This is a genomic window from Pseudomonas sp. S49 (assembly GCF_009866785.1).
Classification (GTDB): Bacteria; Pseudomonadota; Gammaproteobacteria; order Pseudomonadales; family Pseudomonadaceae; genus Aquipseudomonas.
In genome coordinates this window covers 4,446,285-4,467,502 of record NZ_CP019432.1, presented here as the reverse complement: position 1 = coordinate 4,467,502, position 21,218 = coordinate 4,446,285, and the positions used below count along the sequence as shown (strand labels likewise).

Here is a 21,218-nt window from a genome sequence, read left to right as displayed (position 1 = left end):
GTGACGCTCTGCGTCACGTTGTTGGACGCGGAGCGTCCGGGGCTGCATTCCCACGCAGAGCGTGGGAACGATCCTCATATCGAAGCTCAACTTTTGATCTGGCGTGCCGTTAAAGCCTTTAACCACGCCAATAAAACCAAAAGAGTGAGCCCCAAAAATGCGCCTGAGCCTCAAGGCTAAAGTCCTGTCCCTCGCCGTTCTCCCGGTGTTGCTCTTTGCGCTGGTCATCAGCCTGACCACGCTGTTCATCCTCCAGGAACAAGCGCACAAAGAGGTCGAACAGACCCGCGAGCGCCTGCTCGGCGATGCCAAAGCCACCCTGCAAAGTTACGTCGCCGTGGCCATGACCACGATCAAACCGCTGTACGACGCGGCCGCGCCGGGTGACAACGAGGCGCGGGCGCAGGCGATCAAGTTGCTTTCGGGTATTCGCTACGGCAAGGACGGCTACTTCTTCGGCTACGACTCCGAGACCGTGCGCCTGTTCAAGGCCAATGACCCCGAAGGCGTGGGCAAAAGCTTCAAGGACAACCGCGACCCGAACGGCGTCTACGTCAATCTCGGGCTGGTGAAAGTGGCGAAGGACGGCACGCACTATCTGCAATACAGCTCGCCGCTGCCGGGTAACGCGCAGGTGCTGGTGCCGAAACTCGGTTACACCGAATATCTGGCGAAATGGGACATGGCGGTCGGTACGTCGGTCAACCTTGACGGCATTGAAGCGCAAGTCGCACAGGTCGAAACCCAAGTGCAGGAACGCATGCAAGGCGTGGTGCTGAGCATCGTCGGCGTGGCCGTGGTAGTGCTGTTGGTGATCGCGGCGGCGGGAATGCTGCTGGCCAATACCATTTTGCGTCCGTTGACCCTGATGAAAGCCAACCTCGATGACATCGCGGCAGGCGAGGGCGATCTGACCCGTCGACTGAATATCACCAGCCAGGATGAACTCGGCGAACTGGCCGGCTCGTTCAATCGCTTCGTCGACAAGATCCATGGCCTGGTGCGACAGATCACCGAGATGACCACGCAACTGACCGGGCTGGTGACGCAGGTGTCCGATCAGGCCCAGCGTTCCGATCAGGCGATGGAGCGTCAGCGCCATGAGACCGATCAGGTCGCCACGGCGATCAATGAAATGTCCGCCGCCGCACAGGAAGTGGCGAAGAGCGCGCAGAACGCCGCCGTCGCCGCCCAGCAGACTGACGAAGAAGGCCAGAGCGCCAAGCGTGTGGTGGCGGGCAGCATCAAACAGATTCATGCCTTGGTCGATGACATTCGCAGCAGCGGCGTGTCGCTCGATAGCTTGCAGCAGGACGTGACCTCGATTGTTGGTGTGCTCGGGGTGATTCGTTCGATCGCCGAACAGACCAACTTGCTGGCGCTGAACGCCGCGATTGAAGCGGCGCGCGCCGGTGAAGCCGGGCGCGGCTTTGCCGTGGTGGCGGATGAGGTGCGGGCATTGGCCAGCCGCACGCAGATCAGCACTCAGGAAATTCAAGGGATGATCGATCGCTTGCAGGCGGGCACGCAGTCGGCGGTCGAGGCGATGCGCCGTTCCAGCGAGGCGGGTGACGGTACTTCGCAACAGGCCAATCAGGCCGGGGCGTCGCTGGATGCGATGGCATCGTTGATTGCGACGATCAACTCGATGAACGCGCAGATTGCCAGTGCGGCGGAAGAGCAAACGGCGGTGGCCGAAGAGATCAACCGCAGCGTGCATCAGATTGCGGTGGCGGTGGACAGCGTGGCCGATGAAACGCAGTTGGGTGCGCAGACTTCGCGCAGTCTGGCGGAGTTGGGGCAGCGGCTGGGCAAACTCGTGGGTCAGTTCCGGATCTGACAGCCTGAAAAGGCCCTCACCCTAGCCCTCTCCCGGAGGGAGAGGGGACTGACCGAGGTGTCTTGCGTCATACATCGACCTGAAAGATTCAGTCGATTATGGATTCGGTAAAGCTGTTCCAGGTCGGCGTAGTTCCACAGCATCCCCCAATCAGTTCCCGCTCCCTCCGGGAGAGGGCTAGGGTGAGGGGCTCTTGATCTTCAGCCCCTCAAGGTCGATCCCAGTAGGGCACTTCACCAAAGCATTCGACAAAGAAATCAATCACCGTCCGCACCTTCACCGACAACCTCCGGCTCCCCGGCCACAACACCGCAATCTGCTGCGGCTCCAGACTGTTCGACACCTGATATTCCCCCAACACCGGCACCAGCGTGCCGTCGCGCACCGCTTCACCAATCAGCCAAGACGGAAACATCACCAGCCCCAAACCCTGTTCAGCGGCTTGGGTGAGGGTGTCGGCGTGGTTGCCGGTGATCGGGCCTTTGACCGAATAGGGCGTCCAGTCCTCGCCGTCGCGGCGGAAAAACCAGCGTTGCTGGCCGGTCGCGCCTTTGTAAGCCAGGCATTGGTGTTGCGCCAGATCTTCGGGTTTTTGCGGCGTACCGTGGCGCTTGAGATACGCCGGGCTGGCCGCGACCTGAAAGCGATGCGGCGCGAGAATCCGCGCCTGCATGCTCGAGTCGTGCAACGGGCCGATGCGGAACAGCAGGTCGGCGCCTTCCTGCAATGGATCGACGTAGTGGTCGGTCTGCTGGATATCCAGTTGCAGCTTCGGATAACGCGCACACAGCTTGCCCAGCCATGGCGTCAGATGCCGCTGGCCGAACACCACCGGGGCATTGATGCGCACCAGACCGGTGGGTTCGCTTTGCTGTTCCTGCAACGCCTGTTCGGCTTCTTCCAGTTGCACCAGCACCAGCCGCGCATGATGGCCGAGCATGCGCCCGGCTTCGGTCGGCGTGACGGCGCGAGTGTGGCGGTAAAGCAATTGCTGGTTCAGCGCCTGCTCCATCAACTGGATCTGCCGGGAAATCGACGAGGGCGCCACGCCTTCGCGACGGGCGACTTCGGAAAAACTGCCGTGGTCGAGTACCGCGACAAACAGCCTGAGTGCCTTGAATCCGAGTTCGTTTAGCCCGTGCATCGTTCGTCCTGCTGTGCGACTTGCGCAAAAGTGTTGTCCGGATGCTCCCATTTATCGCACAGCTTCGCCAGCCGATAATCCGCGCCATCGTTTACTTGAGTGGAAGGTTGTTTATGCAGACGTTGGATGAGGTCGCCGTTGCGGCGCCGGTGAAGAAGGCCGGGCTGCGCCTGTTGTTACTGCCGCTGGTGATTCTGGCGGGCATGGGGTTATCGGTGGAGGCGGGGTTGCTCGGGCCGTTGGGTGTGCAGGTCGGGAATCTGTGGGCGACATTGAGCATCTTCGGGGTTGGCTCGGCGATTCTGTTTTTGCTGCTGTTGTTCGCTGGCCCGCAAAAAGGCCCGGCCCTGACTGATCTGCCGCGCTGGCAGTTGATCGGCGGGTTTCTGGGGCCGATGTATGTGGTGGTGTTGACCCTGGCAACACCGCATATCGGCATTGCGATGACGATGATTGCGATCTTGTCCGGGCAGGTTGGCAAGAGTGTGTTGATCGACCATTTCGGTTGGTTCGGCGCGACTCGCAAGAAGGTCAATGCCGAGCGGTGGCTGGCGTTGGGGTTGATTGTGGTGGCTTTGGTTTTGATTGCGCGGGGGTGAGTGATGAGTCTGATTATTTTGTTGGCGGTGGTGGTGTTGGCCGGTGCGGTGTTGAGTGTGCAGGCGGCGATCAATGGGCGTCTGGGCGAGAGCGTCGGGGTGTTGCGCAGTAGTTTGCTGACATTCGTCGTTGGTGCTGTTTCGACGGGGTTGTTGATTCTGTTTTTTGAGCCGGCGCATGCGGTGAGTCTTTTGGATGTGCCGAAGTGGCAGTTGACCGGGGCGTTGTTTGGCGTGGTCTACATGATGGTGATGGTGGGGGCGGTGCCGGTGGTGGGGACGGCTGTGGCGACGGTGGCGGTGATTGTCGGGCAGTTGGGGATGGGGATGTTGATTGATAATTTTGGCTGGTTGGGGAATCCGGCGATTGAGCTGTCTGGTTCGCGGATTTTGGCGATGGTGTGTTTGGGGGTGGCTTTGGTGTTTATGTATAGGAGTTCGCGTCAGGCTGGGTGACCTGGGTTGATCTGGGTTGAGTGCATATCCGTTGCTGCGGTAACGGCTGCTTAGGGTTTCGCCCTTACGGCGACTCACTTTTTTTACAAACGCCTAAAAAAAGTAAGCAAAAAAACGCTTGCTCCTGCGTGCGGCCCGCTCGCTGGGGCTCGGGGTTCCTTCGCTGCGGGATCGATCCGGGCGCAGCGCCTACGGTTTGCTTCGCTGCACCTCCTCTCGCTGTGTTTGGCTGCGCCAAACGGTCGCTACGCTCCCACGCCCGGATCAATCCCTCCACTCAGCCTTCCGACGTCGCCCGTGGGTCAAGATCAAGAGCAGGCGAGCTGACACTCGGCCTATTGAGTGGTGAAGAGCGGGGCGTGGTCGGCTTTGGATTTGTGGTGGTGCTTCCCCTCACCCCAGCCCTCTCCCGAGGGAGAGGGGGCCGATTTTTGGGCTTTTCAAAGCTTGAGTTCAACTCGGTATCGCACGTCGGCGTAGCTCTCCCAAACACCTCGGTCAGTCCCCTCTCCCTTGGGGAGAGGGCTAGGGTGAGGGGCTCTTGATCTGGTTTTTGATCCTGCTTTGGCTTTGGCTTTGGCTTTTGATCTTTTGCCCCTTCGGCAGGCCGAGCGAAGGTGTTCATCCGGGGGTAGGCGCGTAGCGCCGTGCGGCGAAGCCGCACACATCGAGAGGAGGTGCAGCGAAGCAAACCGTAGGCGATGCCCCCGGATGGACACCGTAGCGAGGGAACACTGAGCCTCAGCGAAGTGCCGTACGCCGGGGCAAAGCCTTTTGGTTCCTTTTTGGCGTTTGAAAAAGGGACTCGCTGTAAGAGCGAAACCGCCAGCGGCAGCACCCGCAGCAACGGATATGCCCCCACCCCCCAAATCTCCGGCAGCTTCTACACTGGTTATCACGGCTTGCCCTTCAAGCCCCAGACAACCCCCACCCAAGGAGTCTGTCCCATGCCCGATAGAAAATGCGATTGTCCCAACTGCAAATGCACCATCAAGGAAGGCGATCATTCCTACGCAGTTCACGGCAAACACTATTGCTGCGAGGCCTGCGCTCACCACCACAAGAGTGGCGAAGAATGCTCAACCAAGGGCTGTAAATGCGCCCCCGGATGACGAACGACGCATAAAAAAGTGGAGCCTAATCAGGCTCCACTTCCAGTTTCATACTTTCATCATCCAGCCGCTCTGTATGCCTCACGGTGCCTTGCAGCCGTCGCCCTTCAACCCTGACCACGACGGTTTTCGCCTGGTCCAGATCTTCAGGCAGCGGCGCCGGCACTCGCAAGGCAAAGCGAAACGGGTCACCTTCGACCGCCTCCAGCCCGACGCGGCAATCCACGCTTTTGGTAATACGCCCGAACAGCGTATCGAGGCCGTAGTCCAGATGCGCCGGGCTGATGATGTTGGTCATGGTGCATTCCCCCGAATGATGCCGATCGCTGGGCAGAGCTTAGCTGGTGGTTCGCCAGACCACGTTTTCGACGCCGAATTTTTCCGCCATCGGTTTGCTGGTTTTCTGTACTTTTTCACGGCCAAAACGCGGGATGCGACCGACGCCGGCGTCGCAGCTCGCCCAGTGCCACGCCTCAGCGTTGTCCATCTTGTCCGAGCGGATAATGAACGACTTGGGCGTGCCGTGAAGGGTGTATTCGATGACATAGAGTTTTGCGTTGTTCATAAAGCCCGTATTCCTCCCTGTGGTAATAGAGGGATCGCGGCGCACCGGGAAAATTCATTCGGATTGTCCGACGGTCTCTATCGTTGGCGACGCCGTGGCGCACTGGTTACCATGGCGTTCCCGCCAACCCCAATGAATGCTCGCCATGGCCCTTGCCGCACCGCCCGATCTCAGTGATACCGATGTGCCCGTGCAACGTGTGGCGCGTACCTATCCGCGTGGCTTGTTTATCGAGCCGCATGAGCATGTCTGGGGCCAGTTGCTGTATGCGATGAGCGGGGTGATGTGGGTCGAGACGCCGCACGAAGCGTTGGTGGTGCCGCCACAGCGGGCGGTATGGTTGCCGCCCGGCGTGCCGCACGGGATTCGGGTGGTGTCGGATCTGCAGATGCGCAATATCTACCTGCGCCCGGCGTTGGCGGCGACGCTGGACACGACGGTGCAGGTGATCGAGGTCGGCGGTTTGCTGCGTGAGTTGATTGTCGGGCTGGTGGAGCAGGGTGATAGCGGTGATCCGGCGTATTACGAGGCGTTGGTCGGGTTGGCGTTACTGGAGCTGAAACGCGCAAGGCGTTCGCAGTTGAAGATCCCGCTGCCGGACGACTCCGACCGGCGCTTGATGAATCTGTGTCAGGCGGTGATGGCGGCGCCGTCGCTGGAGATTCCATTCGAGCAACATGCGGAAAATGCCGGAGCCAGCGTGCGCACCCTGGCGCGGTTGTTCAAGGACAGCCTCGGCATGGGTTTCGCCGAATGGCGGCGGCAGGTGCAACTGGCGACAGCGGTGGCGGAGTTGATTCAGGGCGTGGCGGTGAGTGTGATTGCCCGGGAGCTCGGCTATTCACCCAGTAGCTTCAGCGACATGTTCCGCCGTGAATTGGGTGTCGCCCCCTCACAATTCGTAGTGGAACAGGATTAATCAAACCAGCGCAGATCCAATGTGGGAGCGAGCCTGCTCGCGAATGCGGTGGGTCAGCTGACTCATCCTTCACTGACACACCGCGTTCGCGAGCAAGCTCGCTCCCACAGGGTTCTGTGGTGTGCATCCGATACTTGTCCGAAATTCAGAAGTCCTTGGCCGATGCCATCCCGGCCGGTTCCCTAAACTTTGCCCATTCCTTTCAACGGGCGGAGTTACTCCCCATGAACTACCTGATTTCGCTGGCCATTGGTCTGGGCGTCGGCCTGTTGTACGGCGCGCTGGATTTTCGTTCTCCGGCGCCACCGGCCATCGCGTTGGTCGGTTTACTCGGCATGTTGGCCGGTGAGCAGCTGTGGCCGATGGGCCGGCAACTGGTCGCGGGCTGGTTGTCCTGAATTCCCTTTTTCTCCTTCGGTGGATGTGTCCATGAAAGCTTTGCAATTCGATAAAACCGGCGACCTGTCTTCCTTGCGCTACGTCGATGTACCGACCCCGGTACCCGGCGTTGACGAAGTGCTGGTGCAGATCAAGGCGGCCGGCCTCAACCCCAGCGATGTGAAAAACGTCCTCGGCCGTTTTCCGTACACCACGCTGCCACGGATTCCCGGCCGCGATTTCGCCGGCGTTGTCGTCGAAGGCCCGCAGGCCTTGATCGGTCAGGAAGTCTGGGGCACTGGCCGTGAGCTGGGCTTTTTCGCCGACGGCACTCACGCGCAATTCGTCAAACTGCCGGCCAATGGTGTGGCGCACAAACCGTCGCACCTGAGTTTTACTCAGGCCGCCAGCCTCGGCGTGCCTTACACCACAGCGTGGGATGCGCTGGAACGCAGTCTGGTGACGGCCGAAACGCGTTTGCTTGTGATCGGCGGCGGGGCAGTAGCGACCGCAGCATTGGCGCTGGCGAAGGTGCGTGGTGCGCAGTTGCTGGCGGCGGCGCGGCGCCCGGAGCAGATCGCGGATTTGCAGGCACAGGGTTATCAGACGATTCAGCTGGATAAGCCGGAAGACCTCGGTGCGCAAGTCAATGCGGTGTATCGCGGCGGCGCCGATGTGATCTTCGACACCACCGGTTTCTGGCTGCCGGCGTCGGTGGCGGCATTGGCCACCTTCGGACGGATCGCGATCATCGCCGCGCCGGTGGACGGGCATGTGCAATTGCCGGCACTGGCGCTGTATCGCAAGGGCGGTTCGGTGGTCGGGATCAATTCGTTGCTGTATGGCGTAGAAGCCTGTGCGGCGATGCTGGAGCAGTTCGGGCGGTTCTTTGATGAAGGGTTGTTGCCGTTGCCGCAAGGGCTGGTCGAAGCGCCGTTGACCGAGGGACTACAGCGTTATGCGGATGTGAATCAGGGCAGCGGCGACAAGGTCATCCTAATTCCCTGACCCACCGCAAACCCGTGTAGGAGTGAGCCTGCTCGCGATAGCGGTGTATCAGTCACTCATGATTAAACTGACACACCGCTATCGCGAGCAGGCTCACTCCTACAGTAGATCGGTGTCGGGCTCAGGATTGCGGGACGCCGTTTTCCCATGCCGACCAATGCTTGAGGATGTTCTGCACCAGCGGATTACCCGCGCGATAGAGGTTCTCCAGCGCCGGCACAAAACCGCCCTGATCGGCGTACTTGAGCAGGTTGTCCACTTCACTGCCACCCGGCTCCGGGCGGTCAAAGTCGGAGCCGGCACGCACCACGGCGAGGCGTTGCACATCGACCAGACCTTCACGACTGGCACGCAGCAACGCCTCATAGGTCGAGTTGTCTTCCTGCTGCGTCGTGCAGTATTCGCCCTTGTTGTCGGTCAGCAGTTTGGTCCAGACCTCGGCCCGTTCGCTCAGGCGCGTGCCGGAAAACCAGGTGTTGCCCGCCAGTGTGTCGCAGCGCGTCACCACCGGCGGCTGGTTGGCCGGGGCCGCCGGGTATTTCAGACGCCACGCGGCGGACTCTTTGCTTTCGCTCAGCTCGACCTTGTGGCTCAGGGCGAAGGCCTTGGCCTGCAATTTCGGGTTGAGTTCGAAGACTTCGGTCTTGTAGTCCAGCGGCGGTTTTTCGTTCGGACCCTTGGTGTTGATGCCCAGATACCCGGTCGGCCAGCTCGACGGCGCATCGCGCGAATCGATCTCCCATTGCGTGCCGAACTCCACCAGATAATGCGCCCACGCAGCCGTGCCGATGGTCCCGTGTTTCGGGCTGATCCCGGCAATGCCGGCGATCAGGAAGTAACTTTTGCGCAGGTCGAATTTCGGCGACAGCGCCAACGCCAATGTCGAAGCGGCCGCGTTGGTCTGGCCCATACCGGTGGTCAGCAGGCAGACCTGCTGCGTGTTGCAGCGGATGCTCGGGTACTCGGCGGACAGGCCCGGCACGCGGATTTCCTGCTTCAACTCCAGGCGATCAATCCAGTTTTGTGCCTCGGGGGCGAACATGGTGATCAGCATGACTTTCGGTTGAATCGGCGCCTCTGCGGCCCACGCGGTGGAAGAGAGCAGGGCCGCGCCGGCCAGGGTCAAACGCATCATTGCTTGCATGGAAAACTCCTCGATTCAGAATTGATAACCGACGCCGGCGTAGTAACCCCAGCCGTTTGAACGCGCACGGAAATTGCCATCGCCAAAATTCAGCTCGCTGCCGTCCTCCCAGTTGCCGCCGTTGTGGAAATAACGGCCGACCAGGGTGAAGCGCAAGTGGGTGAACGAGTAGAGCAGGACGTTGGTCGCCACCGTCGCATTGGCCGTGCGTGCCGGGTTGTCTTTATGGATGTCCGAGCCGAAATCGAAGTTGGTGAAACCGATGTAGGTCAGCGAAGCGCCGTTGCTGAATTTGTCGATCGGCACGATGTACTTGAGCTGCGCGCGGTAGCCGTCCCACGAATATTCGTTGCTGGCGCCGTAGTTTTCCCACTGATAGCGCCCGTACAGGTTGGCCGACAGATTGACCCGCGAGTGGGTGTCGATGTCGGTGCCGAAGCCGCTGTATAGCGTGTTGGCGCGGTTCTCCTTGCGGCTGCCGTGGTCGTAGATCCAGTCGAACGCGACGTACCATTCCTTGAACGGACCGATGGCCAGGCTGCGGCCGGCGAGGTAATCAATGGAGATACGCGGTTCGTGCTCCATGAACACTGGCGAGCCGTGATCCCACACACCTTTGTCGTGGCTGTTGCCGATGTTGAAGATCTTCGGAATGTCGACATAGCCGTACAGTTCGAACGGACCTTTGCGGCCGAAGTACTCGTATTCCAGATAGATATCGTCGGCCGGTTGCGGGCCGAAGCTGATGTCCTTGCTGCCAATCAACATCAGGTCCTGGTTATACCAGTCCGACAGATAGGCACCTTTTTTCGGCGGACTGGCTTCGGGGCTGAGGGCTTCGCCCTGGGCGGATTCTTCTTTGGCTGCCGGTTGCGCCACAGCGCTGTGGCTGAGAAGTCCGGTAACGCCAGTCAGTAGCAGGGAAACAGCAAGCGTGCGCGCAAACGGTGCGCGAAAAGGGCATGCGATGGGCATTCAAAGTCCTTTTTTTGCGGATCGAGGCCCGTGTTCCGTGGGCTTGTACGGTTTTGTTACGAAAACGTTGGTATTGACGTTACGCAAACGTTTGCACAAGGCGTACCAGTTTTCTCAATGCTCTGAAATTTCGAAGGTTTCGCAGCATTTGCTGATGGGGCGGTCAGGTACGGTTTTGCGCACCCCAAGCCCCCTGTGGGAGCGAGCCTGCTCGCGAAGGCTGAATATCAGAAAAGTAGCTCTCAGCTGACCCACCGCTTTCGCGAGCAGGCTCGCTCCCACAGGTTTTGTATCGCCCTCAAGACCAGTGCTGGCTGGCTGAAACACCGATTCCAGACCCCTCTAGTATTAAAGTATTAACACCATTTAATCCGTGCCCCATTGCCGGGCGTCTACTAGCGTTGTCCCCAATAACGCGGTTTTGTGATGACCGTCGCAGTCTTGATTCGCGTGTGGAATAAGCACGGTTCTGCGCGCCCTCAAGGAAGAAATTGGCCACGACAAGGAGTAGCCCGTGGAAGCAAGGTTTGGTGTCGCCCTCGTTTCGCGCTTTTCCCCTCTTTCCCTTGCTGTGCACTTGAGCGTCGCCGGGCTGCTGTTCGGCGGGGTCAGCGCACCTGCGCTGGCCACGTGCTCCACGGCGGGTTCGACGGTGACCTGTACCGGCGTGCCGAGTCTGCCGCTGTTTCTCAACAACTTCTCCAGTGCCACCAGTGGCCTGACGGTCAACGTCAACAGCGGGGCGCAGATGAACGCGACCCTCGGCGGCCACGTGATGGACCTGACCGGGGTGAATATCTCGCTGAACAACTCCGGGACGATTGACCCGGCGCTGCTGGGTCTGGTTTCGGTATTGAGTGGCGGTGCATTCATCGGCACTGGCGCAACAAGCACGGTCAGTGTGCTCAACAACGCCAGCGGAATCATCCGTGGTACGGGCATGCTGCTCGGGCTCAACCTGACCAGCATCGACGGCTTGGCCCTTTCGGTTAACAACGCGGCAACCGGCACCACCAGCATCACCAACAACGGCACCATCACCTCGACCGGACTCTCGATCGGCGGCATCACGTTGGCGGATACCCCGGTGATAGGCGTTTACGGTGGCTCGCAGGTCAACATGACCAACAGCAGCACCGGTGTGATCAACGGCCGGATCGCGTTCGAAACCTCGGCGGCGGGCAACACCTTCACCAACGCCGGTGCGATTACCGGCGGTGTGTCGATGGGCGCGGCGAGCACCAACACCTTCACTGCGGTGACCGGCTCCAGCGTCAACGTCGGTGACGGTGTACAGATCAGCGTCGGCCTCGGCGGTTTGATCGGCATCAACTTGACCTTCGCCCCGACCGGTACGGTCGATGGCGGTGCGGGCGGCACCAACAGCCTGATCCTGCAAAACCCGGCTGGCGTCGGCGGCGGTATCACCGGGACTGGCACGGCATCGAGCGCCACCTACATCAACTTCAACAACCTGACCCTCAACAGCGGCACCTGGACCTTGCAGGGGCCATTGGTCAGTGGCGCGACCACGCTCAACGGCGGTATCGCGAATTTCAACAACAACGCCACCTTCGGCAGCGGCGTAATCACCTCCAACGGCGGTACTCTGCAGGCCAGCAATGCCGGGTTGAACATCAGCAATCTGATTTCCCTCGGTGCCGGCGGCGTCACCGTGCAAGGCGGCAACGCCACCACCCTGAGCGGGGTGATTTCCGGCAGCGGCGGTTTCACCAAGGCCGGTACCGGCCAGCTTAATCTCAGCGCCGCCAACACCTATCTGGGCAACACCACGCTCAATGGCGGCACCGTGCAGTTGGGCAACAATCAGGCGTTCAGTACTGGCACCCTCAACGTCACCGGCGCGACGACACTGAGCGCGCCGGGCACCATCAGCCTGGCCAACGCCATCAGCCTCGGCGGCACCTTGACCGCCGGTGGCACTGGCGCGCTGACCCTCGGCGGCTTGATCAGCGGCAGCAGTGGCCTGACCAAAACCGGTACTGGCAGCCTGACCGTCAGCGGCGCCAACAGCGGTTTCACCGGCACCACCACGTTGAGCGCCGGCAGCCTGCTGGTGACCAACAACAACTCGCTGGGCAGTGGTGCGCTGAATACCGCCGCCGGCACCAGTCTGGACAGCACCGCCAACGTCACCCTGGCCAATAACATCGCGATGACCGGCGCACTCAACGTGCTCGGCAGCAATGCGCTGACCCTCGGTGGCGTGTTGTCCGGCACCGGCGGGATTACCAAATCCGGCAGCGCCAGCCTGACCTTGAGCGGCAACAACACTAACAGCGGCAACACGCTGCTCAATGCCGGCAGCCTGTTCGTTGGCAGCAACACCGCGCTGGGGACCGGCGCGCTGAATGCGGCGGCTGGCACCACACTGGATGCGACCACGGCGGTGACCCTGGCCAACGCCGTCGCGTTGGCAGGCGATCTGACCCTTGGCGGCACGCAGGCATTGGGCCTGAGCGGCGTCATCAGCGGCACCGGCAATCTGATCAAAAACGGCACCGCGAACCTCAGCCTCAGTGGCAACAACACCTTCTCTGGCGGTACTGCGCTTAACGCCGGTACGCTGATTGTCGGTTCCAACACCGCGCTGGGCACGGGTGCCTTGACCACGGCGGCAGGCACTACGCTGGATGCCAGCACGGCGGTGGCGCTGACCAACGCGGTTTCGCTCGGCGGCAACCTCACCGTCGGTGGCAGCGCCAACCTGACCCTCGGCGGCATCGTCAGCGGCAGCGGCGGGCTGACCAAAAACGGCGCGGCCAACCTGATTCTCAACGGCGCCAACACCTTCCTCGGTGCCGTCGCGTTGAACGCTGGCACGATCACGGCGGGTGCCAACGCGGCGCTCGGCAGCGGCAATATCACCGTTGGCGGCGTGGCCAGCCTCGACAGCAATGCGGCGGTGACGCTGAACAACGCGGTCATTCTCAACAACAGCCTGGGGATCGGCGGCAGCAACGCGTTGACCCTCGGCGGGGTGATCAGCGGCGCCAGCCAACTGGTGAAAAACGGCGCCGCCAACCTCACGCTCAACGGCACCAACACTTACAGCGGCGGCACCACGCTGAATGCCGGCAGCCTGACGGTCGGCAACGGCGCGGCACTGGGCACCGGCGCCTTGTCGGTGGAAGGTGCGGGCACGCTCAACAGCAGTTCGGCCGTGACCCTGAACAACAACGTGATTCTCAACGCCAACCTCACCGCTGGCGGCGCCAATGCGCTGACCCTCGGTGGGGTGATCAGTGGCGGCAACGGTTTGATCAAGACCGGCGCATCGAGCCTGACCCTCAACGGCAACAACACCTACACCGGCACCACGGCGCTGAATGCCGGTTCACTGATTGTCGGTTCCAGCACCGCCCTCGGCACCGGCACACTGAACGCCTCGAACGGCACCTCCCTCGATGCCAGCGCCGCCGCGACGCTGGCCAACAACGTCAACCTCGCCGGCACCTTGACTGTGGGCGGGACCAATGCGCTGACCCTCGGCGGCGTGGTCGCCGGTATCGGTGGACTGACCAAGAACGGCGCTGCCGACCTGACCCTCAATGGCGCCAACACTTATTTTGGCAACACCGCGTTGAACACCGGCAAACTGACCGTCGGCAGCAACACCGCGCTGGGTTCCGGTACGTTGAACGCGGCGGCCAACACCACGCTGGACGCCAACACGGCGGTCAGCCTGAACAATGCCGTGGCACTTGCCGGCGCCTTGAACATCGGTGGCACGGCGAATATGACCCTGACCGGTCTGGTCAGCGGCGCCGGTAGTCTGGTGAAGGACGGCGCGGCCAATCTGATTCTCAACGCCGCCAACAATTACCTCGGCGGCACCACGCTGAACGCCGGCACCCTGACCGTCGGCAACAGTTCGGCGCTGGGTTCCGGTGCATTGACCGTCGGTGGCGCCGCGACACTGGACAGCAACTCGCCGCTGGTCAGCCTCAACAACGCCGTCACCCTCAATGCGGCGCTGACCGTGGGTGGCACGCAGAACCTGACCCTCGGCGGCGTCACCAGTGGCACCGGCCAGTTGATCAAGGACGGCGCAGCCAACCTGACCCTCAACGGCAACAACACCTTCAGCGGCGGCACCACGCTCAATGCCGGTACGCTGACTCTGGGCAATGCCAACGGTCTGGGCAGCGGCACATTGATCGTCGGCGGTGCGGCGACTCTGGATAACAGCGCCTCGTTCGGCATCGGTAATGCGATCACGCTCAACGCCGGCCTGACCGTCGCCGGCAACAACGATTTGAGCTTGAACGGCATCATCGACGGCGCTGGCAGCCTGACCAAAAATGGTCTGTCGGATCTGACCCTCGCTGGCAGCAACACCTTTACCGGTGCGCTGAATATCGTGTCCGGTAGCGTCACCACGCTCAACAGCAATGCGCTGGGCAGCACTTCCGGGGTCAACATCAGCGCCGGCGCCGGGCTGAATCTGGGCAGCGATGCCAGCCTCGGCGCGCTGACCGGCAGCGGCAGTGTGCAACTGACCGGCAGCAATACCCTGACCGTCGGCAGCGGCAACGTCACCAGTACGTTTGACGGCGATCTCAGCGGCAGCGGCGGCCTGGTCAAAGTCGGCACCGGCACCTTGAACCTCACCGGGATCAACGGCATTACCGGCAACACCGCGATCGATGGCGGTATCGTGAACCTCAGTGGTTCGCTGGGCAGTGCGCAAGTCAACGTCAATACCGGTGGCACGCTGACCGGTACCGGCTCGGCGCTCGGCGCGGTCAACATCAACAACGGTGGGCATCTGGCGTTGTCGTCGGGCAACACCTTGTCGGCGAGTGCTCTGACGCTTGGCGCCGGCAGCAACGTTGATGTGGCACTGGGCACACCGTCGACCGCGTCGCTGATGAATGTCGGTGGCAACCTCACCCTCGACGGCAATCTTAATGTCAGCGATGCCGGCGGTTTCGGCGTCGGCGTGTATCGCCTGTTCAACTACACCGGCGCCCTGACCAACCTCGGTCTGGACGTGGCCAGCGTGCCGGTCGGTTATGGTCTCGGCGATCTGCTGGTACAGACCGGCGTGGCCAATCAGATCAACATTCAAGTCTCCGCGCCGAACAGCAACATCCGTTACTGGGACGGCAGCCAGACCATCGCCAACGGCGTGGTCGATGGCGGCAGCGGCACGTGGAATGCGGTCGGCACCAACTGGACCGACGCCAATGGTTTGGTCAACCAGCCGTGGGCGGGTGATTTTGCGGTGTTCCAGGGCACCGCCGGCACGGTGACGGTGAACGGCACGCAAGCGTTCACCGGCATGCAATTCCTCACCGACGGTTACAACCTGGTCAACGGTGCAGCGGGGCAACTCACAGCGGTCAACGGCACCGGCGGCACCACTTCGTTGCGCGTCGATCCGGGCGTGACGGCGACCATCAATGCCAATATCGATGGCAGCGGCATCCTCAATAAACTCGACGCCGGCACCCTGGTGCTCGGTGGTGCCAACACCTATACCGGCGGCACGCAACTGGACGGCGGCAAAATCATCGTCGGCAGCAACACCGCACTCGGCACCGGAACGTTGACGGCGAATGCCGGTACGCAACTGGACAGCAACGCGGCGGTGACACTGGCCAACGCCGCGACGCTGAACGGCAACCTCACCGTGGTCGGCAGCAATGCACTGACCCTCAACGGCGTGATTGGCGGCACCGGTGGCCTGATCAAAACCGGCACGGCCAACCTGACCCTCGGCGGCAACAACGCCTTCCTCGGGCCGGTGGCGCTGAACGCCGGCGGACTGATTCTGGCGTCGAACTCGGCGCTGGGTTCCAGCACGTTGAACGCGGCGGGCGGCACCACGCTGGATGCGAGCACTGCGGTTTCGGTAAACAACGCGGTCAACCTGGCCGGCAACCTCGGCGTCGGTGGCACGGCGGATCTGACCCTGGCCGGTACGGTCAACGGCGCCGGCAGCCTGAGCAAAAACGGCGCCGCCAATCTGACCCTCAGCGGCAACAACAACTTCCTCGGCGGCACCACCCTCAACGCCGGCACCCTGACCGCCGGCAGCAACTCGGCGCTGGGTCTGGGCAACCTCACCGTAGCCGGCGCCTCGGCGCTGGACAGCAACAGCGCGCTGAGCCTGGGCAACAACGTCGTGCTCAACGCCAATCTGAGCAACACCGGCAGCAACAACCTGACCCTCGCAGGTGTCGTCAGCGGCGCGGGCGGGCTGATCAAGGACGGCGCGTCGAACCTGACGCTCAATGGCATCAATACTTACTCCGGCGGCACCACACTGAATGCCGGTACGCTGACCCTTGGCACTGGCGGCGCTCTGGGCAGCGGCGCGCTGACGGTGGCCGGCGCTTCGACCCTCGACAACTCCGCGCCACTGGTGCTGGCCAACAACCTCAACGTCAATGCCAATCTGGCCCTGGCCGGTAACAACAACCTGACCCTCGGCGGCGTGATCGCCGGCGCCGGCACGGTGACCAAGAACGGTCTGGCCGACGTGACACTGAGCGGCAACAACACCTTCAGCGGCACCTTCGATGTGGCGTCCGGCAGCCTGACCACACTGAGCGGCGCGGCGCTGGGCAACAACGCCACGGTCAATCTCGCGGGCGGCGCGGCGTTGAATCTCGGTGTATCGGGCAGCCTCGCCAGCCTTACTGGCAGCGGCACGGCGCTGATCGGCACGGGCAATACGCTGAGCCTCGGCGGCAACAATGTCAGCAGCACCTTCGCCGGCATCCTCAGCGGCGACGGCAGCCTGAGCAAACTCGGCAGCGGCACCCTGACCCTCAGCGGCATCAGCGACCTGACCGGTGACACCAACGTCAACGCCGGCACCTTGCAGGTCAACGGCTCACTGGCCAGTGGCAACGTGCTGGTCAACAGCGGCGGCAATCTCGGTGGCAGCGGCACCTTGACCGGTGCCGTGACGGTGGCCGATGGCGGTCATCTGGCGGGCGTCACCGGTAGTACGCTGAGCGTCAGTTCGCTGCTGTTCAACGGCAATTCCAACTTCGACGTCGGCCTCGGCACACCGGTGTCCGGTGGCGGCAATGCGCTGGTCAATGTCGGCGGCAACCTGACCCTCGACGGCACCCTCAATGTCAGCGACATCGGTGGTTTTGGCAGCGGCGTCTATCGCCTGATCGACTACACCGGCGGCCTGACCGACAACGGCATGCTCTTCGGCACGTTGCCGGGTAGCGTCAGCCCGGGCGATCTGCAACTGCAAACCGCACTGGCCAATCAGATCAACCTGCTGGTGACTGCACCGGGCGTCACCGTGCAGTTCTGGGACGGCAATCAACTGGTGGCCAACGGTTCGGTGGAGGGCGGCAGTGGCACCTGGGGCACCGGCACCACCAACTGGACCGACGTCAACGGCACCACCAACCAAGCCTGGACCAACAGCTTCGCGGTGTTCCAGGGCGCGGCCGGCACGGTCACTGTCAACGGCGCACAAACCATCACTGGCATGCAGTTCGTCACTGACGGCTACAGCTTGGTGAATGGCACGGCGGGCTCGCTGAATCTGGTCAACGGTTCGCTGGGCAATGCCACGGTGCGGGTTGACCCGAACGCCACGGCAACCATCGGCGTTGCGCTCAACGGCAGCGGCACGCTGGGCAAATACGACAGCGGTACGCTGGTGCTCAACGCGGCCAACGGCTACACCGGCGGCACGGCGCTCAATGGCGGCAAGATTGTGGTCGGCAACAACGCGGCGCTCGGCACTGGCGTGTTGACTGCTGCCGACGGCACAGCGCTGGACAGCAACGCGGCCGTCAGCCTCAGTAACGACGTGGTCGTCAACGGTGGTCTGACCGTTGCCGGCTCCAATGCCTTGACCCTCGACGGCGTGGTCAGCGGCAGCGGCAGCCTGATCAAGGCCGGCGCATCGAGCCTGACCCTCAACGGCAGCAACACTTACAGCGGCGGCACTCAGCTCGCTGGCGGCACGCTGGTTCTTGGCAACAACAGTGCGATCAGCAGCGCTGCGCTTAACGTGACCGGTGACGGCACGCTCGACAGCACCTCGGCGCTGCAACTGGCCAACGCCGTCAACCTTGGCGCGCAACTGACCCTGGCCGGCAATCAGAACACCACGCTGATCGGTGCTCTGACCGGCACCGGCAGTCTGGTGAAAAACGGTGCCGGCGATCTCGTGCTCAGCGGCGCCAACACCTACAGCGGCGGTACCACGTTGAATGCCGGCACTACGCGCGGTGACACCAGCAGCCTGCAAGGTGCGATCGTCAACAACGCAACGCTGACCTTCGAACAAAACGCCGACGGCAGCTACACCGGTAACCTCACCGGTACCGGCACGCTGAACAAAACCGGTACCGGTGAGTTGCTGCTGGCTGGCAACAACAGCTTTACCGGCAACACGTCGGTGCAGGCCGGCAACCTGATCGTCAATGGTGTGCTCAACAGCGCCAACGTCAGTGTCGCCAGCGGCGCGAGCATCGGCGGTGGCGGTCAGCTCGGTGGCGCTGTGCAACTGGCTGACGGTGCGACGCTGGCCGGTGGCGGCACCGCGACGCCGTTGTCGGTCGGTTCGCTGGCACTGTCCTCAGGGACCAATCTGGACTTCAGCCTCGGCTCGGCGGCCAGTTCGACCACCGTGGTCAATGTCGCCGGCAATCTGACCCTCGACGGTACGCTGAACATCAGCAACGCCGGCGGCTTCGGCACCGGGGTTTATCAACTGTTCAGCTACGGCGGCAGTCTGACCGACAACGGTCTGGTGTATGGCAGCCTGCCGGTGTCGGCGGCCAATCTGACCCTGCAAACTGCGATTGCCAATCAGATCAACCTGCTGGTGCAAGGCACCCCGGGTGAGGTGCAGTTCTGGAACGGTGGCACCACCAATCCAGACGGCAGCATCGGTGGCGGCAGCGGTGTGTGGGGACCGGACACCAACTGGACCGATCCGAGCGGTACTCAGGCCCTGGCTTCAAATGGGCAGTTCGCGGTGTTCGGCGGTCAGGCAGGTACGGTGACCGTGCAGGGCAATCAGAACTTCACCGGCCTGCAATTCCTCGCCGGCGGCTACAGCCTGGTTCCGGGGGCTGGCGGTACGCTGACCCCGGTCAACGGGACGGACGGCAGCCTCGCACCGGTGCGCGTCAACGCCGGCGCGAGTGCGGAAATCTCCGCGCCGCTGGTGGGCACTGGCGGGATCGAGAAACTCGACTCCGGCACGCTGGTGCTCAGTGGCGCCAACACTTACAGCGGTGGCACCACGGTCAGCGGCGGTACGCTGGTCGGTAACACCACCAGCCTGCAGGGCAATATCCTCAACAACGCATCGCTGCTCTTCTTGCAGAACTTCAATGGTCAGTTCAATGGATCGCTGCGCGGACTTGGCGCGATGCTCAAACGCGGTACCGGCACCTTGCTGTTGACCGGTGATAATCCGTTCAGCGGCACGGTCGCGGTCGATCAAGGTGTGTTGCAAGTCGGCAGCCTTGCGGCGCGCGCTTCGTTGGGTGGGCAAGTCACCGTGGCCAACGGCGCCGGTCTGAGCGGCAACGGCAGTGTCGGCTCGGTGGTCAACCATGGCGTTGTCGCCTCGGGCTCCGAAGCGGGCACCCTGAGCGTGGCCGGTAACCTGACCAACGCTAGCGACGGTGTGCTGGCCTTGACCGTCAGTTCGCCAACCGCGACGCCACTGGCAATCGGCGGCACCGCAAATCTGGGCGGCGCCTTGCAAGTGAACTCGCTGGCACCGTTCACCGGCAACACCACGTACTCGCTGATCACCGCGGGCGGTGGCGTGAATGGCACCTTCAGCGCTGCGGATCTGCCGCAATACGCGTTCCTCAATACCGCACTGGTGTATGACGCCAACGCAGTGAATCTGGTGGTCAGCCGCAACGGCAATTCCTTTGCCGATGTCGCCGCCACTGACAACCAGTTCAGAACCGCCACCGCGCTGTCGAACAACGGCCCGGCCGGCGCGGCGTTGCAGAACGAGATCGTCAACCTCAGTGTCGCCGGTGCGCGTAACGCCTTCGACAGTCTGTCCGGTGAGATCCACGCCAGCACCGCCAGCGCCATCCTTGAGGATTCGCGCTACGTGCGTGACGCGGTCAACGATCGCATGCGCCAACCGTCATGCAGCGCGGCGGATGATCCACGCCGCGCCCTGGCGCCAAGTGGCAACCAACTGAGCAGCAACGGTTGCCACGGCGAAATGGTCGGCTGGGCCCGTGCACTCGGCGCATGGGGCGAGTCGGATGGCGACAGCAACGCGGCGAAGCTCGACCGCAACCTCAGCGGCTTCATGCTCGGCACCGACAAGCAACTCGATGACCAGTGGCGCGTGGGCATGGCCGCCGGTTACACCCGCAGCGACCTCGATGCCCATGACCGTCGCTCGGATGCCACCGTCGAAAGCTACCACCTGGCGGCGTACCTCAACTCGCAGTTCGATGCCCTGGCGGTGCGCCTCGGCGCGGCTTACAGCTGGCACGACATCGAGACCAAACGCAACGTCAGCGTCGGCAGCTACAACGACCGCTTGAAAGCCAACTACGACGCACGCAGCGCGCAGGTGTTCGGTGAAGTCGGTTACACCATTGAAGCCGGTGGCATTGCCCTCGAGCCGTTCGCAGGGCTCGCCTACGTCAACTACGACACCGACAAAGCCAAGGAGAAAGGCGGAGCAGGGCGCCTGGAGGCCGATGCCGACCAAGACATCACCTTCTCGACCCTCGGCGTACGTGCCGGCAAAGTCATCACCCTGGCCAACGGCGGGCAATTCACCCCGCGCGCGGCCATCGGCTGGCGCCATGCCTTCGGCGACACCAAGCCTGATGCTGATCTGACCTTCATCGACGGCGGCGCCTCGTTCAGCACCCAAGGTGTGCCGATCGCCAAGGACAGCGCCATCGTTGAAGCGGGAGTCGACTTCCAGATCAGCCCGACCGGCAAACTCGGGGTCGGCTATTCCGGACAACTGTCGAACGACAGCAATGACCATGCGATGACCATCAGCTTCAGCCTTGGCTTCTGATTTAGGGTCGAAGCACTTTTAGCCGCCCGTAAGGGCGGTT

The 21,218-nt window shown here is 62.4% G+C and carries 13 protein-coding genes; 8 read left to right on the top strand and 5 right to left on the bottom strand.

From position 1 onward, the window contains the following. Positions 1-157: 157 nt before the first annotated feature. Positions 158-1,840 carry a methyl-accepting chemotaxis protein gene (locus PspS49_RS19590; RefSeq protein WP_160041117.1) on the top strand — a complete coding sequence of 561 codons (1,683 nt, stop codon included), beginning with the start codon at positions 158-160 and terminating at the stop codon, positions 1,838-1,840. A 208-nt stretch (positions 1,841-2,048) separates the two neighbouring features. Here the strand turns inward: PspS49_RS19590 and PspS49_RS19585 are convergent, their stop codons facing one another. Continuing rightward, complete coding sequence (locus tag PspS49_RS19585; protein ID WP_127929071.1) at positions 2,049-2,984, bottom strand: LysR family transcriptional regulator; 936 nt, start codon at positions 2,982-2,984, stop codon at positions 2,049-2,051. A gap of 113 nt (positions 2,985-3,097) precedes the next feature. Here PspS49_RS19585 and PspS49_RS19580 point away from each other — a divergent pair, with 113 nt between their 5' ends. The 3 genes from PspS49_RS19580 (at position 3,098) to PspS49_RS19570 (ending at position 5,151) form a co-directional block, all read left to right on the top strand. Continuing rightward, positions 3,098-3,583: a DMT family transporter gene (locus PspS49_RS19580; protein ID WP_127929070.1), complete on the top strand. Its 486-nt coding sequence runs from the start codon at positions 3,098-3,100 to the stop codon at positions 3,581-3,583. Positions 3,584-3,586: 3 nt separating this feature from the next. After that, positions 3,587-4,039, top strand: a complete 453-nt coding sequence (locus PspS49_RS19575; protein ID WP_077573754.1) for a DMT family transporter — start codon at positions 3,587-3,589, stop codon at positions 4,037-4,039. 947 nt (positions 4,040-4,986) lie between these two features. Continuing rightward, positions 4,987-5,151 (top strand): metallothionein, encoded by a 165-nt coding sequence (locus tag PspS49_RS19570; protein WP_160041115.1) that lies wholly within the window; start codon positions 4,987-4,989, stop codon positions 5,149-5,151. Between the two features lie 25 nt (positions 5,152-5,176). Here PspS49_RS19570 and PspS49_RS19565 read toward each other — a convergent pair whose 3' ends face one another. Beyond that, entirely contained in the window at positions 5,177-5,449 is a 273-nt protein-coding gene (locus PspS49_RS19565; RefSeq protein WP_127929068.1) for a hypothetical protein, read from the bottom strand. Positions 5,450-5,488: 39 nt separating this feature from the next. Further along, the gene (locus tag PspS49_RS19560) at positions 5,489-5,716 is read right to left on the bottom strand and encodes a DUF6555 family protein (RefSeq protein WP_127929067.1); all 228 of its coding nucleotides are present in this window, start codon (positions 5,714-5,716) and stop codon (positions 5,489-5,491) included. A gap of 136 nt (positions 5,717-5,852) precedes the next feature. Here PspS49_RS19560 and PspS49_RS19555 point away from each other — a divergent pair, with 136 nt between their 5' ends. From PspS49_RS19555 to PspS49_RS19545, 3 genes are all read left to right on the top strand, one after another. Further along, the gene (locus PspS49_RS19555; protein ID WP_160041113.1) at positions 5,853-6,635 is read left to right on the top strand and encodes a helix-turn-helix transcriptional regulator; all 783 of its coding nucleotides are present in this window, start codon (positions 5,853-5,855) and stop codon (positions 6,633-6,635) included. A gap of 224 nt (positions 6,636-6,859) precedes the next feature. After that, entirely contained in the window at positions 6,860-7,033 is a 174-nt protein-coding gene (locus PspS49_RS19550) for a DUF1427 family protein (RefSeq protein WP_007969534.1), read from the top strand. A gap of 31 nt (positions 7,034-7,064) precedes the next feature. Beyond that, on the top strand, positions 7,065-8,021 hold the full coding sequence (locus tag PspS49_RS19545; protein ID WP_160041111.1) for a zinc-binding alcohol dehydrogenase family protein: 957 nt from the start codon (positions 7,065-7,067) through the stop codon (positions 8,019-8,021). A 121-nt stretch (positions 8,022-8,142) separates the two neighbouring features. Here the strand turns inward: PspS49_RS19545 and PspS49_RS19540 are convergent, their stop codons facing one another. Then, entirely contained in the window at positions 8,143-9,165 is a 1,023-nt protein-coding gene (locus PspS49_RS19540; RefSeq protein WP_160041109.1) for a purine nucleoside permease, read from the bottom strand. A gap of 15 nt (positions 9,166-9,180) precedes the next feature. Beyond that, the gene (locus PspS49_RS19535; RefSeq protein WP_150751176.1) at positions 9,181-10,140 is read right to left on the bottom strand and encodes a nucleoside-specific channel-forming protein Tsx; all 960 of its coding nucleotides are present in this window, start codon (positions 10,138-10,140) and stop codon (positions 9,181-9,183) included. A gap of 514 nt (positions 10,141-10,654) precedes the next feature. Between PspS49_RS19535 and PspS49_RS19530 the strand changes: the two genes are divergently transcribed. Continuing rightward, on the top strand, positions 10,655-21,178 hold the full coding sequence (locus PspS49_RS19530; RefSeq protein WP_160041107.1) for an autotransporter-associated beta strand repeat-containing protein: 10,524 nt from the start codon (positions 10,655-10,657) through the stop codon (positions 21,176-21,178). The last annotated feature ends 40 nt before the right edge of the window (positions 21,179-21,218 follow it).